17 protein-coding genes are annotated in these 18169 nt (G+C 65.4%); 13 read left to right on the top strand and 4 right to left on the bottom strand.

Annotation, left to right across the window (positions count from 1 at the left end):
- Window positions 1-39 precede the first annotated feature (39 nt).
- Window positions 40-1098, bottom strand: a complete 1059-nt coding sequence (locus tag AB3347_RS06950; protein WP_369091044.1) for an NF038122 family metalloprotease — start codon at window positions 1096-1098, stop codon at window positions 40-42.
- Between the two features lie 295 nt (window positions 1099-1393).
- Between AB3347_RS06950 and pyrC the strand changes: the two genes are divergently transcribed.
- From pyrC to AB3347_RS06925, 5 genes are all read left to right on the top strand, one after another.
- Complete coding sequence (gene pyrC / locus AB3347_RS06945) at window positions 1394-2443, top strand: dihydroorotase (protein WP_369091043.1); 1050 nt, start codon at window positions 1394-1396, stop codon at window positions 2441-2443.
- A gap of 6 nt (window positions 2444-2449) precedes the next feature.
- Window positions 2450-3241, top strand: coding sequence for a DUF3025 domain-containing protein (locus tag AB3347_RS06940; RefSeq protein ID WP_369091042.1), 792 nt, complete (start codon window positions 2450-2452; stop codon window positions 3239-3241).
- Window positions 3242-3264: 23 nt separating this feature from the next.
- On the top strand, window positions 3265-4281 hold the full coding sequence (locus tag AB3347_RS06935) for a Gfo/Idh/MocA family protein (RefSeq protein ID WP_369091041.1): 1017 nt from the start codon (window positions 3265-3267) through the stop codon (window positions 4279-4281).
- 62 nt (window positions 4282-4343) lie between these two features.
- On the top strand, window positions 4344-4682 hold the full coding sequence (locus tag AB3347_RS06930) for a hypothetical protein (protein WP_369091040.1): 339 nt from the start codon (window positions 4344-4346) through the stop codon (window positions 4680-4682).
- A gap of 1 nt (window position 4683) precedes the next feature.
- Window positions 4684-5052: a glyoxalase superfamily protein gene (locus AB3347_RS06925; protein WP_369091039.1), complete on the top strand. Its 369-nt coding sequence runs from the start codon at window positions 4684-4686 to the stop codon at window positions 5050-5052.
- Here the strand turns inward: AB3347_RS06925 and AB3347_RS06920 are convergent, their stop codons facing one another.
- A complete protein-coding gene (locus tag AB3347_RS06920; RefSeq protein WP_369091038.1) occupies window positions 5053-5799 on the bottom strand; it encodes a tetratricopeptide repeat protein in 747 nt (248 codons plus the stop codon).
- Between the two features lie 90 nt (window positions 5800-5889).
- Window positions 5890-7953, bottom strand: coding sequence for an ATP-dependent DNA helicase RecG (recG, locus tag AB3347_RS06915; protein ID WP_369091037.1), 2064 nt, complete (start codon window positions 7951-7953; stop codon window positions 5890-5892).
- 105 nt (window positions 7954-8058) lie between these two features.
- On the opposite strand from recG, the gene queA reads away from it, so the two are divergent.
- The 5 genes from queA (at window position 8059) to secF (ending at window position 13808) form a co-directional block, all read left to right on the top strand.
- Entirely contained in the window at window positions 8059-9090 is a 1032-nt protein-coding gene (gene queA / locus AB3347_RS06910) for a tRNA preQ1(34) S-adenosylmethionine ribosyltransferase-isomerase QueA (RefSeq protein ID WP_369091036.1), read from the top strand.
- 9 nt (window positions 9091-9099) lie between these two features.
- On the top strand, window positions 9100-10239 hold the full coding sequence (gene tgt / locus AB3347_RS06905) for a tRNA guanosine(34) transglycosylase Tgt (protein WP_369091035.1): 1140 nt from the start codon (window positions 9100-9102) through the stop codon (window positions 10237-10239).
- A 238-nt stretch (window positions 10240-10477) separates the two neighbouring features.
- Entirely contained in the window at window positions 10478-10810 is a 333-nt protein-coding gene (yajC, locus tag AB3347_RS06900; RefSeq protein ID WP_369091034.1) for a preprotein translocase subunit YajC, read from the top strand.
- Window positions 10811-10883: 73 nt separating this feature from the next.
- A complete protein-coding gene (gene secD, locus AB3347_RS06895) occupies window positions 10884-12782 on the top strand; it encodes a protein translocase subunit SecD (RefSeq protein WP_369091033.1) in 1899 nt (632 codons plus the stop codon).
- Between the two features lie 3 nt (window positions 12783-12785).
- Window positions 12786-13808, top strand: a complete 1023-nt coding sequence (gene secF, locus AB3347_RS06890) for a protein translocase subunit SecF (RefSeq protein WP_369091032.1) — start codon at window positions 12786-12788, stop codon at window positions 13806-13808.
- 352 nt (window positions 13809-14160) lie between these two features.
- Here the strand turns inward: secF and AB3347_RS06885 are convergent, their stop codons facing one another.
- Complete coding sequence (locus AB3347_RS06885; RefSeq protein ID WP_369091031.1) at window positions 14161-15114, bottom strand: LysR family transcriptional regulator; 954 nt, start codon at window positions 15112-15114, stop codon at window positions 14161-14163.
- Window positions 15115-15294: 180 nt separating this feature from the next.
- Here AB3347_RS06885 and mdcA point away from each other — a divergent pair, with 180 nt between their 5' ends.
- From mdcA to AB3347_RS06870, 3 genes are read left to right on the top strand one after another with little or no spacing between them, the layout of a single operon-like run.
- Complete coding sequence (gene mdcA, locus AB3347_RS06880; RefSeq protein WP_369091030.1) at window positions 15295-16956, top strand: malonate decarboxylase subunit alpha; 1662 nt, start codon at window positions 15295-15297, stop codon at window positions 16954-16956.
- Window positions 16956-17852: a triphosphoribosyl-dephospho-CoA synthase gene (locus AB3347_RS06875; RefSeq protein ID WP_369091029.1), complete on the top strand. Its 897-nt coding sequence runs from the start codon at window positions 16956-16958 to the stop codon at window positions 17850-17852. Before mdcA ends, AB3347_RS06875 begins: the two co-directional genes overlap by 1 nt.
- Before the next feature lie 17 nt (window positions 17853-17869).
- Complete coding sequence (locus tag AB3347_RS06870; protein WP_369091028.1) at window positions 17870-18169, top strand: malonate decarboxylase subunit delta; 300 nt, start codon at window positions 17870-17872, stop codon at window positions 18167-18169.

Genomic DNA, 18169 nt, shown 5'->3' with positions numbered 1-18169 from the left:
CGCCCGCAGGCGCCGCTTCCGGGTAGTACAGGCCCGTGCTCAGGCAGCCTTGGCAAGCTTGCGGCGACGCGAACCAGCCAGGGCGGCGGCGCCCAGCGAGAACAGTGCGATCGATGCCGGTTCCGGCACGTCCCAGCCGATGGCGTCGAACATCATCAGGTCCATCTTGCTGATGGCCAGCAGTTCGCCACGGGCTGCGGTCGGATCGAGCAGGCCGATACCGCGGTTATCTTTCCAATGGCTGGCCTGCTGGCCGTCGCCGTAGGTGCGGCCTTCCGAGAACACCGACAGCGTGGTGGTGCAGTTATCCAGCGAGAAGTACTTGGTGCGGTTATCCGCAGCCCAGTCGATGTCGGCGCCGGCGGCCTTGCTCTCCGGCGAGCAGCGGAACACATCGGTCGGGGAGATGTAAGTGAACAGCGCATCCGAGAAGTTGCCCGAACGGTTCAGGTCCAGCACGTCGACGCCGCTGATAAAGCCGAGTGCGTGGCCGATTTCGTGGGCGGCCACGCCGATGAAGTCGAAGGTGCCGGCGGTGACGCCGTCGTTCGGGTTGAAGTCCCAGGCGAACGCGCTGCTAAACGAAATGTTGCCGTCCGAGCGCTTGTCGCTATCCGGCACCAGGCCCAAGGCGCGCGCGTTGGCCCAGGTCAGGCGAATGGTGCTGTTGTTGGCGTCGCAGTCGTTGTCCACGAAAGTCGCGGCACTGCCGGTGCCGGCCGGGTTGGCGTTGGTGCCGTTCATCAGGACGCTCAGGCACGGGCCCTTCGGCAGGTTGGCGATGGCCCGCATGTCGGTGCCGCTCTTGGCGTCAGCGATCAGCGCCTGGCGGTAGCCGGCGTAGCTGATGGTGCCCTGGGTCGAACCGGTCGAACCCAGCACGCCGGCGGCCAGTTCCGAGAACCCGATGTTCAGGTTGACCTGTACGTTGTCGGTCAGCCGGTTTTGCCAGAGGTTGGCGGCAGCCTGGAAACCGGCCAGCGCGCGGGCGTCCATGGCCGGATCGTAGGTGAAATTAATCGTCAGCGCTTGGGCGGAACCGGCGTAAGCGCAAGCCAGCAGGGGAACAATCTTCAGCAGGGTTTTCAGGGTTTTCATGAGTCTCTATTTTTCCGTGATATTAAAATTATTCTGGCGACATCCTTGTATGGCTGGCCTCGCCGGTGCCATTGATTTGGGCAGTTTTCCATAAGCAAGTTTCAGGCCAGAAATTCAAGTATCTGTTTATTAAAGGAAAATATTATCCGAAAGGAATGTTGCACTGCACCGTGTAAAGTTTTTCGTCAAGACATCTCAATTGCCCATCGCGCTGGATATTGACGCTGGCGCACGCCAGGTGTGCCGCCTACGATGGCTCCGGTAAAATGTCGGCATCCGCAATCCGAGAGCCGCCATGTCCCCCATCGAAACCCCCGATACCATCACCATCACCCGTCCCGACGACTGGCACCTGCACCTGCGCGACGGCGCAGCGCTGTCCAGCGTGCTGCCGCACAGCGCGCGCCAGTTCGCGCGTGCGATCGTGATGCCGAACCTGAAGCCGCCGGTGACCACCACCGCCATGGCTGCCGCCTACCGCGACCGCATCCTGGCGGCCCTGCCCGAAGGCGTGTCCTTCGAGCCGCTGATGACGCTGTACCTGACCGATAACACCGATCCGGACGAGATCCGCCGCGCGCAGGATTCCGGCTTCGTGCATGCGGTCAAGCTCTACCCGGCCGGCGCCACCACCAATTCCGATGCCGGCGTGACCGACCTGAAGAAGTGCTATCGCGTGCTGGAAGTCATGCAGGAAGTCGGCATGCCCCTGCTGGTGCACGGCGAGGTGACCGACAACGACATCGACCTGTTCGACCGCGAAGCCGTGTTCATCGAGCGCGTGATGCGCCCGCTGCGCAGCGCGATGCCGGTCCTGAAGGTGGTGTTCGAGCACATCACCACGAAGGAAGCGGCCCAGTACGTGGCCGAGGCCGAAGGCCCGATCGCGGCCACCATCACCGCCCACCACCTGCTGTACAACCGCAACGAGATCTTCCGCGGCGGCATCCGCCCGCACTATTACTGCCTGCCGGTGCTCAAGCGCGAAGAACATCGCCTGGCGCTGGTCACCGCCGCCACCAGCGGCGACGAGCGCTTCTTCCTCGGCACCGACTCGGCGCCGCACGCCGTGCACACCAAGTACGCGTCCTGCGGCTGCGCCGGCTGCTACACCGCGCTGCACGCAATGGAGATGTACGCCGAAGCCTTCGCCCAGGCCGGCGCGCTGGACAAGCTGGAAGCCTTCGCCAGCCTGAACGGTCCGGCTTTCTATGGCCTGCCGGTCAACGAGGGCAGCATCACGCTCAAGCGCGAAGCCTGGACCCTGCCGGAGAGCCTGCCTTTCGGCGAGCACCAGCTGGTGCCGCTCAATGCCGGCGAGACCGTCAACTGGAAGATGGTGTAAGCCTGCATGCTGGCGCAGATCGACTGGTCGCGTCCGTGGTACGACACGGTGCGGCCGGCTTTCGACAGGCTGGGGCTGGAGGGCGAGGACTTCCTCGCCGCCTTCAACCGCAACGCCAGCGCGCTCGGCCTGCGCAACCACGCGGGGTTGCCGCTGCGCTTCGTGCCGCAAAGCGCGCTGCCCGAAGGAACGGCTTACGAGGAATTCATCGGCGCCACCGGCCAGGTTCCCACGCGCGACAACCTGCACGACTTCTTCAACGGCCTGGTGTGGCAGACTTTCCCGCTCATCAAGCGCCAGCTGAACGCCCTGCAGGCGGCACAGATCGCCCAGGCCGGCATCGGCAAGTCGCGCGGTCCGGCGCGCGACGCCGCCACCATCTTCGACGAGAACGCCGCCCTGCTGCTGGTGCGCGAGGGCAGCGCCGGACGCACGCTGGTGGACGAGCTGCGCGCGCACAGCTGGCTCGCCGTGCTCCATGACCAGCGCGCCCTGTTCGATAGCGGCGTGCGACTCTGCTTGTTCGGCCACGCGCTGATGGAAAAGCTGGTGGCGCCGCGCAAGGCCATCACCGCGCATACCCGCGTCGTCTTTGCGGGCGACGAGGTGCTGGCGCTGGCGCCCGACGCGCAGCGCGCCTGGATCGACGCCCATGTGGCCGGGCAGCTGGCTGCCGAAGGCTTGCGCACCGCCGACTTCACGCCGCTGCCGGTGCTCGGCGTGCCGGGCTGGTGGCCGGGGCAGGACCGGGATTTTTACCTCGACACGACGGTCTTCCGTCCAAAACGCAGCAGCTGACAGAGACCTGAAAGGAATCACCGATGGCAAACGCAGTACGCTGGGGCATCCTCGGCACGGGCAAGATCGCGCGCGCCTTCGCCAACGCATTGAAGGATGTGCCGGGCGCCGTGCTGGCGGCGGTCGCATCGCGCAGTCTCGCGAAGGCCCAGGCCTTCGCACAGGAATTCGACGGGGCCGCGGCAGCCTTCGGCAGCTACCAGGAGCTGGCCGACGCGCCCGGCATCGACCTGGTCTATGTCGCCACCCCGCATCCCCAGCATGCCGACAACGCGCTGATGGCGCTGCGCGCCGGCAAGGGCGTGCTGGTCGAGAAGCCGTTCGCGATGAACCTGCGCGAAGCCGAGCAGGTGGTCACGCTGGCGCGTTCGCGCCGCCGGTTCCTGATGGAGGCGATGTGGACGCGCTACCTGCCGGCCTTCGATGAAGTCAGGCGCATCATCGCTTCCGGCGAGATCGGCACGGTGCGGCAGGTGGTGGCCGATTTCGGCTTTACCGCCGGCTTTGGCCCCGAACACCGCGCCTTCAATCCCGATCTCGGCGGCGGCGCGCTGCTGGACCTGGGCATCTATCCGCTCTCGATCGCCAGCGCGCTGCTCGGCCCGGTCACGGAAATCAAGGCGCAGGCCGAGATCGGCGCCACCGGCGTCGACGTGCAGACCGGCTTCACGCTGCGCCATGAAGGCGGGGGCCTGTCGGTGTGCGGCTGCTCCTTCCAGGCGCGCACGCCCTGCGAGCTGACCGTCTCGGGCTCGCGCGGCCACGTGCGCATGAACACCATGTTCCACCGTGCGAAGAGCGTCACCGTGACGCTCGACGACGGCAGCACGCGCACGGTCGACACCCCCTACCTCGGCAACGGCTACGTGCACGAAGTGATGGAAGCGCAGCGCTGCTTCGGCGCCGGCCTGCTCGAGAGCCCGGGCATGAAGCTCGAGGAGACGCTGGCGCTGATGGGCGTGATGGACGAGATCCGGCGCCAGATCGGGCTGGCCTACGAGAGCGACCGCAGGAAGCTCCACCCGGCGCATGCGGCCTGAATTGACACGGGCGGGCGCCGTGTGAATACTGGGATGGCGTTCACCATTCCAGCGGAGCTTTCATGCGCGTCTTTTCTTCCCTCGTCCTGGCCGTCGGCCTGATCTCCAGCGCCGCCGCCTGGGCCGCCCCGGTCCCGGCCGACAAAATGGCCTATGTCGGCAACTGGCAGGGCAAGGACATGCAGCTGTCGCTGTCGAAAGAGGGCAAGGTCGAGTACAAGCGCGGCAGGCCCAACGACCAGGTCAATCTCAGCATCGACCTGAAGGGCTTCAGGGGAAACGACTTCGAGGCCGGCGTTGCCTTCGTGCGTACCACTTTCAAGGTCGGCAAGCCGCCGCACCGCGAGGACGGCAAGTGGAAGATGACGGTGGACGGCGTCGAACTGACCAGGGACGAGTGACATGGCGCACCGCACCGTCGTCCCCATCCTGCGCATCTTCGACGAAGCGAAGGCGCGCGAATTCTACGTCGGCTTCCTCGGCTTCCGGGTCGACTGGGAGCACTGCTTCGAACCCGGCCTGCCGATCTACCTGCAGGTCTCGCGCGACGGCTGCGTCCTGCACCTGAGCGAGCACCACGGCGACTGCTGCCCCGGCGCGGCCATGCGCATCGAGGTCGGCGACATCGACGGCTACCACGCCGAACTGGCGGGCAAACAATACGGCTATGCCCGGCCGCACATCGATGACACGCCCTGGGGCTCGCGCGACATGTCGGTGAAGGACCCGTTCGGGAACCGGCTGACCTTCACCGACGCCATCAGTACCTGATCAGCGGACGCCGGCGGCGGCATCCAGCCGCCGGAACAGCTCCCGGTGCAGGTCGAGCGTGTACTTCGTCATATGGCGGCGCGCATGCCCGATCTCTTCCAGCTCGCGCCGCGCCACCGCCTCCTCGCGGTTGGCAAGCGCCCACAGCGCCAGCTCCACCCGCGCCTCGATGCTGCCGAAGCGCTGTGCCACCGCCGCGAACTGGGCGCCGGCCTCCGCCTGCCGTCCCACGCTAGCATAGGCGCGCCCCAGCGCCAGCCCGGTTTCTTCCGGCCGGTAGCCGGGTTGTCGTTCCTGCAGCGGGGCCAGCAGGGCGATTGCCGCTTCCGCCTGGCCGTCGGCCAGCTTCGCGCGCGCCGCGCCCAGGATCACCTCGGCGTCGCCGGCGAAGGGCCCCTGCAGGCAGGCGTCATACTGCGCCACCGCCTCGGCCGTCTGTCCGCTGTCGAGCAGGGCGGCGGCCAGGCGCATCCGGTTGTGCGCGGTCGGCGTCAGGTCGAAGGCGGCCCGCGCTTCGCGCACCTCGCGGCCCGGGTCGAGCTTCTTCTGCAGCGCGTGGCCGGCCAGCCTGGCCTGGCGCTCCAGGCGCGAATGCGGCAGGAACACCGCCGCGAAATACACGATGCTGCCGAGCAGGGGGAAGGAAAACAGGATCAGCAGCCAGTACATCTGCCGGCCGGTGCGCACGGCATGCACGGCAAAGAAGATGGCGGCGATCAGGTGGAGTCCGAGTCCGAAGATGGGCATGGCCGTACACAGTAGTGGGCAAGCCGCCACGATAGCCGGGTTTGCCGGCCGGATGTCTAACGGATTGTCACGGTTGACGAAGATCGTGCCTCATACCCTCAGGAATTCTTCGCGCCCGCCCAGCCAGCGCGTCAGGTGCGCATCGATGACGGCCATGTACTCGGGCCGGTTGCCGTGATCCAGCAGGTATTGCGCCACGTCGCGCGCCTTGTCGACGATCCACTGGTCGGTTTCCAGGTCGGCGAAGCGCAGCATGGCTTCGCCCGACTGGCGCGCGCCAAGGAATTCGCCGGGGCCGCGGATCTCCAGGTCGCGCCGCGCGATCTCGAAGCCGTCGGTGGTCTCGCGCATCGTCATCAGGCGCTGCTTGGCCACCTGGCCCAGCGGGCTTTGATACAGGAGTAAGCACACGCTCGCGGCTGAGCCCCGGCCCACGCGGCCGCGCAGCTGGTGCAACTGCGACAGGCCAAAGCGCTCGGCATGCTCGATCACCATCAGCGAGGCGTTCGGCACGTCGACGCCGACCTCGATCACGGTGGTCGCCACCAGCACGTGGATCTCGCCTTCGATGAAGGCGTCCATGATTACCTGTTTTTCCGCTGGCTTGAGGCGGCCGTGCACCAGCCCCACCTGCAGATCGGGCAGGGCCTCGGCCAGGGTCTCGTAGGTCTCGGTGGCGGTCTGCAGCTGCAGCACCTCGGATTCCTCGATCAGCGGGCAGACCCAGTACACCTGGCGGCCTTCCTGCGCGGCGGCATGCACGCGCTCGATCACCTCGTCGCGCCGGTTCTGGTCGATGGCGCGCGTGACGATCGGGCTGCGGCCCGGCGGCAGCTCGTCGATGACCGAGACTTCGAGGTCGGCGTAATAGGTCATGGCCAGCGTGCGCGGGATCGGCGTGGCCGACATCATGAGCTGGTGCGGCACCAGGCCGTCGCTGCCCTTGTTGCGCAGGGTGAGGCGCTGGCCGACGCCGAAGCGGTGCTGCTCGTCGACGATCACCAGGCCCAGGCGCGCGAACTGCACCGTGTCCTGGATCAGGGCGTGGGTGCCGATCACCAGCTTGGCTGCGCCGGATTCGATCAGCTCCTTGGCCGCGTCCTTTTCCTTTTTCTTGAGGCTGCCCGTCAGCCAGGCCACCTTCACGCCGAGCGGCTCCATCCAGGCCGCGATCTTGCGGAAGTGCTGCTCCGCCAGGATCTCGGTGGGCGCCATCAGGGCCGCCTGGTAGCCGCTGTCGATGGCCTGGGCGGCGGCCAGCGCCGACACCACGGTCTTGCCGCTGCCGACGTCGCCCTGCAACAGGCGCTGCATCGGGTAGCCTTCGCGCAGGTCGGCGCCGATTTCCTTCACCACGCGCTGCTGCGCGCCGGTGAGCTGGAAGGGCAGGGCGGACAGGAAGGACTCGGACAGTTCGCCCACCGCGCGCAGCTGCGGTGCGCCTTTTTCGCGCCGCGCGCGCTGCGCGCGCTTCAGCGACAGCTGCTGCGCCAGCAGCTCGTCGAATTTCATGCGGGTCCAGGCCGGGTGGCTGCGCTCGGTGAGCGCGTATTCGTCGACGTCGGCCGGCGGGTAGTGCAGCAGGCGCACCGAGGGCTCGAAGTCCCACAGCTGCAGGCGGCTCAAGAAGGCGTTGGGCAGGGTGTCGCGCCAGTCCACGCGCTTCATGGCGTCGTTGATCGCGCGCCGCAGCACGGTCTGCGACAGGCCTTCGCCGGCCGGATACACCGGCGTCAGGGAGGTCGGCAGCGGCGCGCCCTCGTTGATCACTTTATAGGTGGGGTGGACCATCTCGGCCCCGAAGAAGCCGTGTTTCAGCTCGCCGCGTGCGCGCACCCGCACGCCTTCGGACAACTGCTTGACCTGGCTGCCGTAGAAATTCATGAAGCGCAGCTGCAGCTCGCCGGTCTCGTCGGCGATCTGGACCAGCAGCTGGCGCCGCGGTTTATACGTGATTTCATTTTTTACCACGACGCCCTCGACCTGCCAGGTCTGCAGGCCGCGCATGCTCGCTTCGCGAATGGAGACGACCTTGGTCTCGTCCTCGTAGCGCATCGGCAGGTGCAGTACCAGGTCCATGTCGGTGCGCAGGCCCAGCCGGGCGAGCTTGCTTTCGATGGTTTTCGGGGCGGATGTGGTCTTGGTGGCGGGCATATTGCGGCAATCTGGCGTCTGCTGGCGTAAAATAGAGGGTTCGCCGCACGCACTGCAGCCTCTATTGTAAGGCTGGCAGCATCCATTTTCCCAGAATTGACAACAATGTACTCGCTTTCCGATTTCGATTTCGACCTGCCGCCAGAGAGGATCGCGCAGTTCCCGCTGCCGGACCGCAGCGCCTCGCGCCTGTTGCAGCTCGATGGCGACCAGGTCACCGACCGCCATTTCGCGGACATCGTCGACCAGCTCCAGCCGGGCGACCTGCTGGTGATGAACAACACCCGCGTGCTCAAGGCCCGCTTCTTCGGCGTCAAGGAAACCGGCGGCCAGGTGGAAGTGCTGGTCGAGCGCGTGCTGGACAACCGCGCGGTGCTGGCCCAGGTGCGCGCATCCAAGTCGCCCAAGCCGGGCAACCGCATCCGCCTGGCGGACGCTTTCGACGTCACGGTCGGCGAGCGCGCCGGCGAGTTCTTCACCCTGCACTTCCCGGCGCAGGGCAGCGACGTGTTCGAGCTGATCGAAGCCCACGGCCGCCTGCCGCTGCCGCCCTACATCGAGCACAATGCCGACGCGGTCGACGAGCAGCGCTACCAGACCGTGTATTCGAAGGAGCCGGGCGCGGTGGCCGCGCCGACCGCCGGCCTGCACTTCGACCAGCCGCTGCTCGACCGCCTGCTTGAGAAAGGGATCAAGCTGGCCTACGTGACCCTGCACGTGGGCGCCGGTACCTTCCAGCCGGTGCGGGTCGAGGACCTGTCGGCGCACAAGATGCACTCCGAGTGGTACACGATTGCGCAAGAGACGGTGGATGCGGTGCGCGCGGCAAAGGCGGCAGGCCGCGACGTGGTGGCGGTCGGCACGACCAGTCTGCGCGCGCTGGAATCGGCCTCGCAGTCGGGCGAGCTGGTGGCGGGCAGCAACGACACGGCCTTGTTCATCACGCCGGGCTACACCTTCAAGACGGTCACCCGCCTGATCACCAATTTCCATTTGCCGAAGTCGACCCTCATGATGCTGGTGTCGGCCTTTGCCGGCTATGACCAGATCCGCAAGGCCTATGCCCATGCGATCGCCAACGAATACCGCTTCTTCAGCTATGGCGACGCCATGCTGCTCACGACGCGCTCACGCTAATAGAACACGATGCTCGAATTTACCTTACTGAAAAAAGACACCAGCGGCCTGTCGCATGCGCGCCGCGGCCGCCTGAAGCTCAACCACGGCACCATCGAAACCCCGATCTTCATGCCGGTCGGGACCTACGGCTCGGTCAAGGCGATGGATCCGGTCGAGCTGAAGGAAGTGGGCTCGCAGATTATCCTGGGCAACACCTTCCACCTGTGGCTGCGCCCGGGCACGGCGGTGCTCGATAAATTCGGCGGCCTGCACAAGTTCATGGGCTGGGATGGTCCGATCCTGACCGACTCGGGCGGCTTCCAGGTGTTTTCGCTGGGCGCGATGCGCAAGATCACGGAAGAGGGCGTCAAGTTCGCCTCGCCGATCGACGGTTCGCGCCAGTTCCTGTCGCCGGAAGTGTCGATGCAGATCCAGCGCTCGCTGAACTCGGACATCGTGATGCAGTTCGACGAATGCACCCCCTACGAGATCGATGGCCGTCCGGCGACGAGCGAGGAAGCGGCCAAGTCGATGCGCATGTCGCTGCGCTGGGCCCAGCGTTCGATGAACGAGTTCAAGCGCGGCGAGAACCCGAACGCGCTGTTCGGCATCGTCCAGGGCGGCATGTACGAGCACCTGCGCGACGAGTCGCTGGCCGGCCTCGAAGACATCGACTTCCCGGGCCTGGCGATCGGCGGCCTGTCGGTGGGCGAGCCGAAGGAAGACATGCAGCGCATCCTGGCCCACGTCGGCCCGCGCCTGCCGGAGAACAAGCCGCACTACCTGATGGGCGTCGGCACGCCGGAAGACCTGGTCGAGGGCGTGGCCAACGGCGTGGACATGTTCGACTGCGTGATGCCGACCCGGAACGCGCGCAACGGCTGGCTGTTCACCCGCTTCGGCGACGTCAAGATCAAGAACGCACGCTACAAGGACGACACGGCGCCGCTGGACGAGAGCTGCGACTGCTATAGCTGCAAGAACTTCTCGCGCGCCTACCTGCACCACCTGCACCGCTCGAACGAGATCCTGGGCGCGCGCCTGAACACCATCCACAACCTGCACTTCTACCTGAAGATCATGCATGAGATGCGCGATGCGATCGATGCGGACAAGTTCAACGAGTTCCGGATCCAGTTCCGCGCCGACCGCTCGCGCGGGGTGTAAGCGGGCCATGGCGTAAGCGAGCGCTAACTGCTGGACTTGCAAGATGGGGTTCCTGCACAAGCGGGAGCCCGTTTTTTTTGGCGGTCGCGGACGCTCCGCACTTATTTTTCCAGCAACATCTTGCAATTTGGAATTACAAACCTACATACCTCCAGATTGTCCCCGGCCCCAGCGCCGGTGCTAGAATACACCGCTTATTTTTTAATCCTTACTGTATATCTTTAACAACGGAGTCCTTGTGTTCATTTCCAACGCGTACGCGCAAACCACGGCCGCAGCCGATCCTGGCCTGATGGGTAGCCTGACCACTTTCCTGCCGCTGATCCTGATGTTCGTGGTCATGTATTTCCTCATGATCCGTCCGCAGCAGAAGCGCCAGCGTGAGCTGAAAGCGATGATGGACGCGCTGACCAAGGGCGACGAAGTGGCGACCGCCGGCGGCATCCTGGGCCGCGTGGTCAAGGTGGCCGATACCTATGTGACCATCGAAGTCGCAGCCGGCACCGAAGTCGTGGTGCAGAAGAATGCAGTCGTGACCCTGCTGCCGAAGGGCACCCTGAAGGCCCTGTAAGCCCAGTAAGCACCAATAGCGGCCCTGGCTGGAACAGGGCCGCGTCGTGCCCAACATTGAACGCTGGAACACTATGAATCGCTATCCCGTTTGGAAATATCTATTGATCGCCGTCGCGCTCCTGCTGGGTGCGTTGTTCACGGCGCCGAACTACTTCGGCGAAACGCCGGCTCTGCAGGTCACCACCGGTAAATCGACGGTCAATATCACCAGCGCCACTGTCGGCCTGGTCGAGGATGCGCTCAAGCGCAATGGTGTTCCGGCGACCACGGTCGGCCTCGAAGGTAGCGGCAACAGCACCTCGGTGCGCGCCCGTTTCCCGACTACCGACGCCCAGTTCAAGGCCAAGCTGGCGCTCGAACGCGACCTCAACCGCGACCGCGAGAACCCGGATTACATCGTCACCGTCAACCTGGCCAAGAACACCCCGACCTGGATGGAAAAGATCGGCGCCAAGCCCATGAACCTGGGCCTGGACCTGCGCGGCGGCGTCCACTTCCTGCTGCAGGTCGACGCCAAGGCCGTGCTCGACACCAAGGTGAAGGGCCTGCAGGCCTCGGTCCGCAGCCAGCTGCGCGACAAGAACATCCGCCACGCCGGCATCGAGCGCGCCGGCAACGCCGTCGAAGTGCGCTTCCGCGACGCCGAAACCCGCGCCGCCGCCCGCAATGCGCTGGCCTCGCAATCCCAGGACCTGGCGTTCGCCGAGACCGCCGACGGCACCGAGCTGAAGCTGGTCGTCACCCTCAAGCCGGAAGCGCTCAAGCGCACCGTCGAAGACGGCGTGAAGCAGAACATCGCCACCCTGTCCAAGCGCATCAACGAACTGGGCACCAGCGAGCCGCTGATCCAGCAGCAGGGCGCCGACCGCATCATCGTCCAGCTGCCGGGCGTGCAGGACGTGGCGCGCGCCAAGGACATCATCGGCCGCACCGCCACCCTGGAACTGCGCATGGTCGACTCGACCGTGACCCCGGGCACCGAACTGACCGCCGCGATCCCGCTGAACTCGGAACTGTTCACCGAGGGCCGCGGCGCCCCGGTGGTGGTGTCGAAGGACATCATCCTGACCGGTGACTACATCTCGAGCGCGGTCGCCAGCTTCGACTCCAACCAGCAGCCGGCCGTCTCGCTCGACCTGAACGGCGACGGCGGCCGCCGCATCCGCCAGGCCACCCGCGACAACGTCGGCAAGCGCATGGCGATCCTGCTGAAGGAAAAGGGCAAGTACAGCGTGCTGTCGGCCCCGACCATCCAGAGCGAACTGGGTTCGACCTTCCAGATCACCAACATGGGCACCTCGGAAGACGCCAACGAACTGGCGCTGCTGCTGCGCTCGGGCGCGCTGTCGGCGCCGATGGAATTCGTCGAGGAACGCGTGATCGGCCCGCAGCTGGGCGCCGAGAACATCGAGCGCGGCCTGCACTCGACCGTCTGGGGCTTCGTGGCGATCGCGATCTTCATGATCGTCTACTACCACCTGGTGGGCTTCGTCAGCGCGCTGGCGCTGGCCGCCAACGTGCTGTTCCTGCTGGCCTTGCTGTCGATGATGCAGGTGACCCTGACCCTGCCGGGCATCGCGGCAATCGCGCTGACGCTCGGCATGGCGATCGACTCCAACGTGCTGGTCAACGAGCGCATCCGCGAGGAACTGCGCGCGGGAGCCACGCCGCAGGTGGCGATCAACGCCGGCTACAAGCACGCCTGGGACACGATTTTCGACTCCAACGTGACCGCCCTGATCGTCGGCCTGGCGCTGCTGATCTTCGGTTCCGGTCCGGTGCGCGGCTTCGCCGTGGTGCACTGCCTGGGCATCCTGACGTCGATGTTCTCGGCCGTGTTCCTGTCCCGTGGTCTCATCAACCTCTGGTACGGCCGCAAGAAGAAACTGACGAGCATCTCGATCGGCACCGTATGGAAAGAGGGCTTCACGCCCAGCAATCAAAACGCGACTCAGGGAGCGCAGGACTAAACCATGGAATTTTTCAAGATCAAACGGGACATCCCGTTCATGCGTCACGCCGTGATCCTCAATGTGATCTCGGTGGTGACCTTCCTGGCAGCCGTGTTCTTCCTGGGGACCAAGGGCCTGCACTGGTCGGTGGAGTTCACCGGCGGCACCCTGATGGAGCTGCACTATCCACATGCGGCGGACCAGGAAAAGATCCGCACCACCTTGCGCGGCATCGGCTACGAAGCGCCTGAGGTGACCGGTTTCGGCACCGCCCAGAGCGTCCTGCTGCGCCTGCCGATCGTCAACGGCCAGGACCAGGCCGGCACCTCGAGCCGCGTCTTCGGCGCGGTCTGCGCCTCCGAGCAGGGCACCCCGAAGGTGACCCAGGTGACCACCGACAAGGGCGAGCAGGTCAACCGCACCAGCTGCCTCAACGCGGCCGGCCAGGAAACCGTCAGCCTGCAGCGCGTCGAATTCGTCGGCCCGGCGGTCGGCAAGGAACTGGCGCAGAACGGCCTGAACGCGCTGCTGATGGTGGTGATCGGCGTGATCATCTACCTGTCGGTGCGCTTCGAATGGAAGTTCGCGGTCTCGGCGATCATCGCCAACCTGCACGACGTGGTCATCATCCTCGGCTTCTTCGCCTTCTTCGAGTGGGAATTCTCGCTGACGGTGCTGGCGGCGATCCTGGCGGTGCTGGGCTACTCGGTCAACGAATCGGTCGTCATCTTCGACCGTATCCGCGAAATGTTCCGCAAACAGCGCAAGATGACGGTGCCGGAAGTGATCGACCACGCGATTACCTCCACCATCTCGCGTACCATCATCACCCACGGTTCCACCCAGATCATGGTGCTGTCGATGCTGCTGTTCGGCGGCCACGCCCTGCATTACTTCGCGATGGCGCTGACCATCGGCATCTGCTTCGGCATCTACTCGTCGGTGTTCGTGGCCGCGGCGCTGGCCATGTGGCTGGGCGTGAAGCGCGAAGACCTGATCAAGCCGGTCAAGGAAAAGGACGAGACCGACGGCGCCGTCGTTTAAGCTTCTCTCCCCGAACATGCCGCCGCGGCCCTGCCGCGGCGGCATGTTTACATCCAGATCAAAGCGATGTGACAATTTGGCAGTTTATGTGCGGTAACGCACGGAACCCCGGTCAAGCGGTCCCTATAGTGGACCTGTCTCTTTCAGGACATCCCTAGTTTTGGACTTCACCCGCTCCCCAACCGGAGCGGGTTTTTTTTCGCCCGGAGCGTCCCTTTTACAGGTAACTGGCCCAGGGCTCGTTGGCGAAACGGCCGGACGCCAGGGCAGCGTCGATCAGCTCGCGCGTCCAGTCAGCCGCCTTCAGCGCTGGCACGGCCCGAGACGATGCAGGGCGATCCGATGTCGAACTTCACCGACAATGCGCCGGCGCAGCGCCAGGCACTTGGTCGACCAGGTCTTTTCGCCGCGCATACATCCTGCACTCGGCCGCCAGCGCCAGCAGATTCGGATCGCGCTCGCGCCGCTGGGAATACAGCAGCGTGATCGATTGCTTCGACGCGAACTGGCGTGCCAAGGGCACCAGCTTGATGCGGGTACTGAAGGAGGCGATCCGGCCGGGCAGCAACGCAAAACCCATCCCTTCGCCCACCAGGTTGATCAGCGAGAAAATGTCGCTGACCTCCATGGCGATCTTGGGCTTGTGTCCACTGCCGTCAAAAGCGTGGAAGAAACTGTGCGCGGTCACAAACCCCTGTTTCAAGGTCAGGAACTTCTGGTCCAGCGTGTCGGCCAGGTCGACTTCAGGAAGCGCGGCGAAGGGGGAATCGGCCGGCACCGCCAGGTAGATCGCGTCGTCGAAGATCGGAACCGACACCAGGTCGCCACCCGTGGGCGGCTCGATCAGGCCAATGATGACGGCATCGAGGTTGCCTTCGCTCAGGTCGCGCAGCAGGGCCTGGTTCGAGCCCATGGTCAGGCTCACCTCGACGTCCGGCTTGCGCAATTTGAGTTCCACGATGATGCGTGGAATGCAGTGCAGGGTCAGCGAATGCAGCGTGCCGATGCGCAGTTTTGCAGCATTTACATTTGCGAGTTCGCGTACGCGCTTGACGCCCTGCTGGCAAGCGTCGACCGTCCTGCGCGCATGCTCGGCGAAGACGTGCGCGGTTTCGAGGGCAATCAGGTTGCGTCCAGAGCGCTTGAACAGTGGGCAGCCGAGGCCTTCCTCCAGGGTATGCAAGGCCCGGTGGATGCTGACCGCACTCTGGCCGAGCACTTCAGAGACGCGCGCCAGACTCCCGACTTCCATGAAGGTCAGGAATATTTCGAGCTTCTTGAGCGTGATTTCTTCATCAATGATCATGTTGTCGCAGCAAACCAGGACCTTCAGTGCACCCCACCTGCCCAGCATAGCGCAGTCAACGCGCTTTCGCAGCTTGGCGGACCTTTAACTTCAAGTTAATGATATCGCTATCTGCTTGATTGATGGGGTGTCGAACTCGGTCTATCGTGATCTTCACGTTGACGGTTTTGGAGAGACAACATGAAGATTGAAGCACCGGTTTCGCCCAAGTGGAGCCGCAGGCGCCAGGAAAAACAGCGCCGCCTCGCACTTGCCCAACCGTATGCATCCGGCCGGGTGATCTCGACCGATCAGATCGTTCCCGCGCTGGAAGCCCTGATCTCCCCGGGCGACCGGGTCGTCCTGGAGGGCAACAACCAGAAGCAGGCCGACTTTCTGGCGCGCGCGCTGGTCCAGGTGGATCCGGCGAAGGTGAACCATCTGCACCTGATCATGCCCAGCGTCAGCCTGCCCGAGCATCTCGACCTGTTCGAACTGGGCATCGCGCGCAAGCTCGACTTCGCCTACGCCGGCGGGCAGAGCCTGCGCATCTCCCAATACCTGAAGGACGGCCAGCTGGAAGTCGGCGCCATCCACACCTATGTCGAGCTGTATGCGCGCCTGTATGTGGACCTGACGCCGCAGGTGGTCATGGTGGCCGGCTACAAGGCCGACCGCCAGGGCAATCTTTATACCGGTCCGAGCACCGAAGACACGCCTGCCCTGACCGAAGCCGCGGCCTTCCGCGACGGTATCGTGATCGCCCAGGTCAACGAGATCGTCGACGATCCGGCCGACCTGCCGCGGGTCGACATTCCGGGCTCCTGGGTGGATTTCGTGGTGCAGTCCGACAAGCCGTTCTTCATCGAACCGCTGTTTACGCGCGACCCACGGCTCATCAAGCCCGTTCACGTGCTGATGGCGATGATGGCCATCCGCGGCGTATACGAGCGCCACGAAGTGCAGTCGCTGAATCATGGCATCGGCTTCAATACCGCAGCGATCGAACTGCTGCTGCCGACCTACGGTGAACAACTCGGGCTCAAGGGAAAGATCTGCCGCAACTGGACCTTGAACCCGCATCCGACCCTGATTCCCGCCATCGAATCGGGCTGGGTCGAGAGCGTCCACTGCTTCGGCGCCGAGCTGGGGATGGAGAACTATGTTGCCGCCCGCCCCGATGTGTTCTTCACCGGGCGTGACGGTTCGCTGCGCTCGAACCGGCTGCTGTGCCAGCTCGCCGGACAGTATGCGGTCGACCTGTTCATCGGCTCGACCCTGCAGATGGATGGACTGGGCAATTCGTCGACCGTGACACGCGGCCGCCTCACCGGCTTCGGCGGTGCGCCGAACATGGGCCACGACCCGCACGGGCGGCGCCACGCCACGCCGGCATGGATGGCGATGATCGACGCGACCGATCCACTCAACCGCGGCAAGAAGCTGGTGGTGCAGATGGTGGAGACCTTCCAGGACAACGGCCAGCCGAGCATCGTCGAAAGCCTGGACGCGGTCCAGGTGGGCCGCGATACCGGCATGCCGCTCGCCCCGGTGATGATCTACGGCGACGACGTGACCCACGTGCTGACCGAGGAGGGCATCGCCTACCTGTACAAGGCGCAGTCGCTCGAGGAGCGCAAGGCCATGCTGGCGGCCGTCGCGGGCGTCACGCCCATCGGCATGCGCCATGACCCCAAGGACACCCAGCGCATGCGCAGTGCCGGGCTGATTGCCCTGCCCGAGGATATCGGCGTGCGACGTGCCGACGCTACCCGTTCGCTGCTGGCGGCCAAGAGCATCGGCGACCTGGTCGACTGGTCCGAGGGCTTGTACGCACCCCCGGCGAAATTCAGGAGCTGGTAATGAACGCCCCGGACACCATGGACACCCTGACAGCGCGCCAGGCCGGCGCACACCGCTGCCTGCCAACCCAGCCCGCCACCCCGTTGGCCGACGGCGCCGTGGCCGCACTGATCGATGAAGCCATGCTGACGCCCAAGCCCGGCCTGGTCGACCTGCGCGGCCGCGGGGCGCACAGCGACATGGACTGGAGCCTGATGTGCCATTCGGCGCGGGTGCTGCATCCGACCTTCGATGCGCTGGCCCAGGCCGGCGGCACGATACCGGACATGCTCACGCTGCGCGTACGGATCGGGCAGATCGGCCGGCTGGGCGAAGCGACCATGCTGGAGGCGACCGGCGGCATCAACACCCACCGTGGTGCGATCTGGGCGCTCGGCCTGCTGGTCACGGCCGCAGCCCAGGTCCCGGGCGCGGCCTGTCCCGCGGACATCGCCCGCCGTGCCGGCGCGCTCGCCCGCTGCCCCGATGGTTTCGCCCCGGTGCGGACCGATAACAAAGGCGAAGCCGCATGCAGGCGCTACGGTGTGGGCGGCGCGCGTGCCCAGGCCCAGGCGGGCTTCCCGTCGGTGATCGGCAGCGCCCTGCCGCAACTGCGGGCCTCGCGCCAGCAGGGGAACAGCGAGATCACCGCCCGGCTCGATTGCCTGCTGGCCTTGATCGCACAGCTCGACGATACCTGCGTACTGTCGCGCGGCGGCACCGATGCGCTGGCGGCCATACAGGATGGGGCGGCGCAGGTCCTGCGCGCCGGCGGCGCAGGCACGACCAGCGGCAAGCGTGCACTGCGCACACTGGACGAGCTGATGGTCGGGCTGCACGTCTCGCCCGGCGGCGCGGCGGACCTGCTGGCCGCCACCCTGTTCCTGGACCGCCTCCAGCACGAACGATCGAACTGACAGCGCAAGGACTAACGATGGAAAAATTTACGAGACAATTCGCCGCCGCCGCTCCGGCGCCGCGGCGCGCGATGGCCGGGGTGGTCGGTTCCGGCGACCTGGAAGTGCTGGTCGAACCCGCAAGCGACGGCGCCACCAGCATCACGGTCACGACCTCGGTCGATGGCAAGCAGGCGGTCTGGAACGCCGTGCTGGACCGGATGTTCGACGGCGCCGGCCTGCCGGCCGTGAACATCGAAATCAATGATTGCGGCGCCACGCCGGGCGTGGTCCGCATGCGCCTGGAAGAGGCGATGGAAGAGGCGAAGAAACCATGA

Origin of the sequence: Massilia sp. X63, from assembly GCF_041023745.1 — a bacterium.
GTDB lineage: Bacteria > Pseudomonadota > Gammaproteobacteria > Burkholderiales > Burkholderiaceae_D > Telluria.
The sequence above is the reverse complement of the archived record's forward strand: the minus strand, read 5'-3'. Positions and strand labels throughout refer to the sequence as shown.

What these genes read in the sequence shown, in the direction of transcription:
- AB3347_RS06950 (WP_369091044.1), bottom strand. Translation starts at nt 1,098, where the DNA reads ATGAAAACCCTGAAAACCCTGCTGAAGATTGTTCCCCTGCTGGCTTGC.
- pyrC (WP_369091043.1), top strand. Translation starts at nt 1,394, where the DNA reads ATGTCCCCCATCGAAACCCCCGATACCATCACCATCACCCGTCCCGAC.
- AB3347_RS06940 (WP_369091042.1), top strand. Translation starts at nt 2,450, where the DNA reads ATGCTGGCGCAGATCGACTGGTCGCGTCCGTGGTACGACACGGTGCGG.
- AB3347_RS06935 (WP_369091041.1), top strand. Translation starts at nt 3,265, where the DNA reads ATGGCAAACGCAGTACGCTGGGGCATCCTCGGCACGGGCAAGATCGCG.
- AB3347_RS06930 (WP_369091040.1), top strand. Translation starts at nt 4,344, where the DNA reads ATGCGCGTCTTTTCTTCCCTCGTCCTGGCCGTCGGCCTGATCTCCAGC.
- AB3347_RS06925 (WP_369091039.1), top strand. Translation starts at nt 4,684, where the DNA reads ATGGCGCACCGCACCGTCGTCCCCATCCTGCGCATCTTCGACGAAGCG.
- AB3347_RS06920 (WP_369091038.1), bottom strand. Translation starts at nt 5,799, where the DNA reads ATGCCCATCTTCGGACTCGGACTCCACCTGATCGCCGCCATCTTCTTT.
- recG (WP_369091037.1), bottom strand. Translation starts at nt 7,953, where the DNA reads ATGCCCGCCACCAAGACCACATCCGCCCCGAAAACCATCGAAAGCAAG.
- queA (WP_369091036.1), top strand. Translation starts at nt 8,059, where the DNA reads ATGTACTCGCTTTCCGATTTCGATTTCGACCTGCCGCCAGAGAGGATC.
- tgt (WP_369091035.1), top strand. Translation starts at nt 9,100, where the DNA reads ATGCTCGAATTTACCTTACTGAAAAAAGACACCAGCGGCCTGTCGCAT.
- secD (WP_369091033.1), top strand. Translation starts at nt 10,884, where the DNA reads ATGAATCGCTATCCCGTTTGGAAATATCTATTGATCGCCGTCGCGCTC.
- secF (WP_369091032.1), top strand. Translation starts at nt 12,786, where the DNA reads ATGGAATTTTTCAAGATCAAACGGGACATCCCGTTCATGCGTCACGCC.
- AB3347_RS06885 (WP_369091031.1), bottom strand. Translation starts at nt 15,114, where the DNA reads ATGATCATTGATGAAGAAATCACGCTCAAGAAGCTCGAAATATTCCTG.
- mdcA (WP_369091030.1), top strand. Translation starts at nt 15,295, where the DNA reads ATGAAGATTGAAGCACCGGTTTCGCCCAAGTGGAGCCGCAGGCGCCAG.
- AB3347_RS06875 (WP_369091029.1), top strand. Translation starts at nt 16,956, where the DNA reads ATGAACGCCCCGGACACCATGGACACCCTGACAGCGCGCCAGGCCGGC.
- AB3347_RS06870 (WP_369091028.1), top strand. Translation starts at nt 17,870, where the DNA reads ATGGAAAAATTTACGAGACAATTCGCCGCCGCCGCTCCGGCGCCGCGG.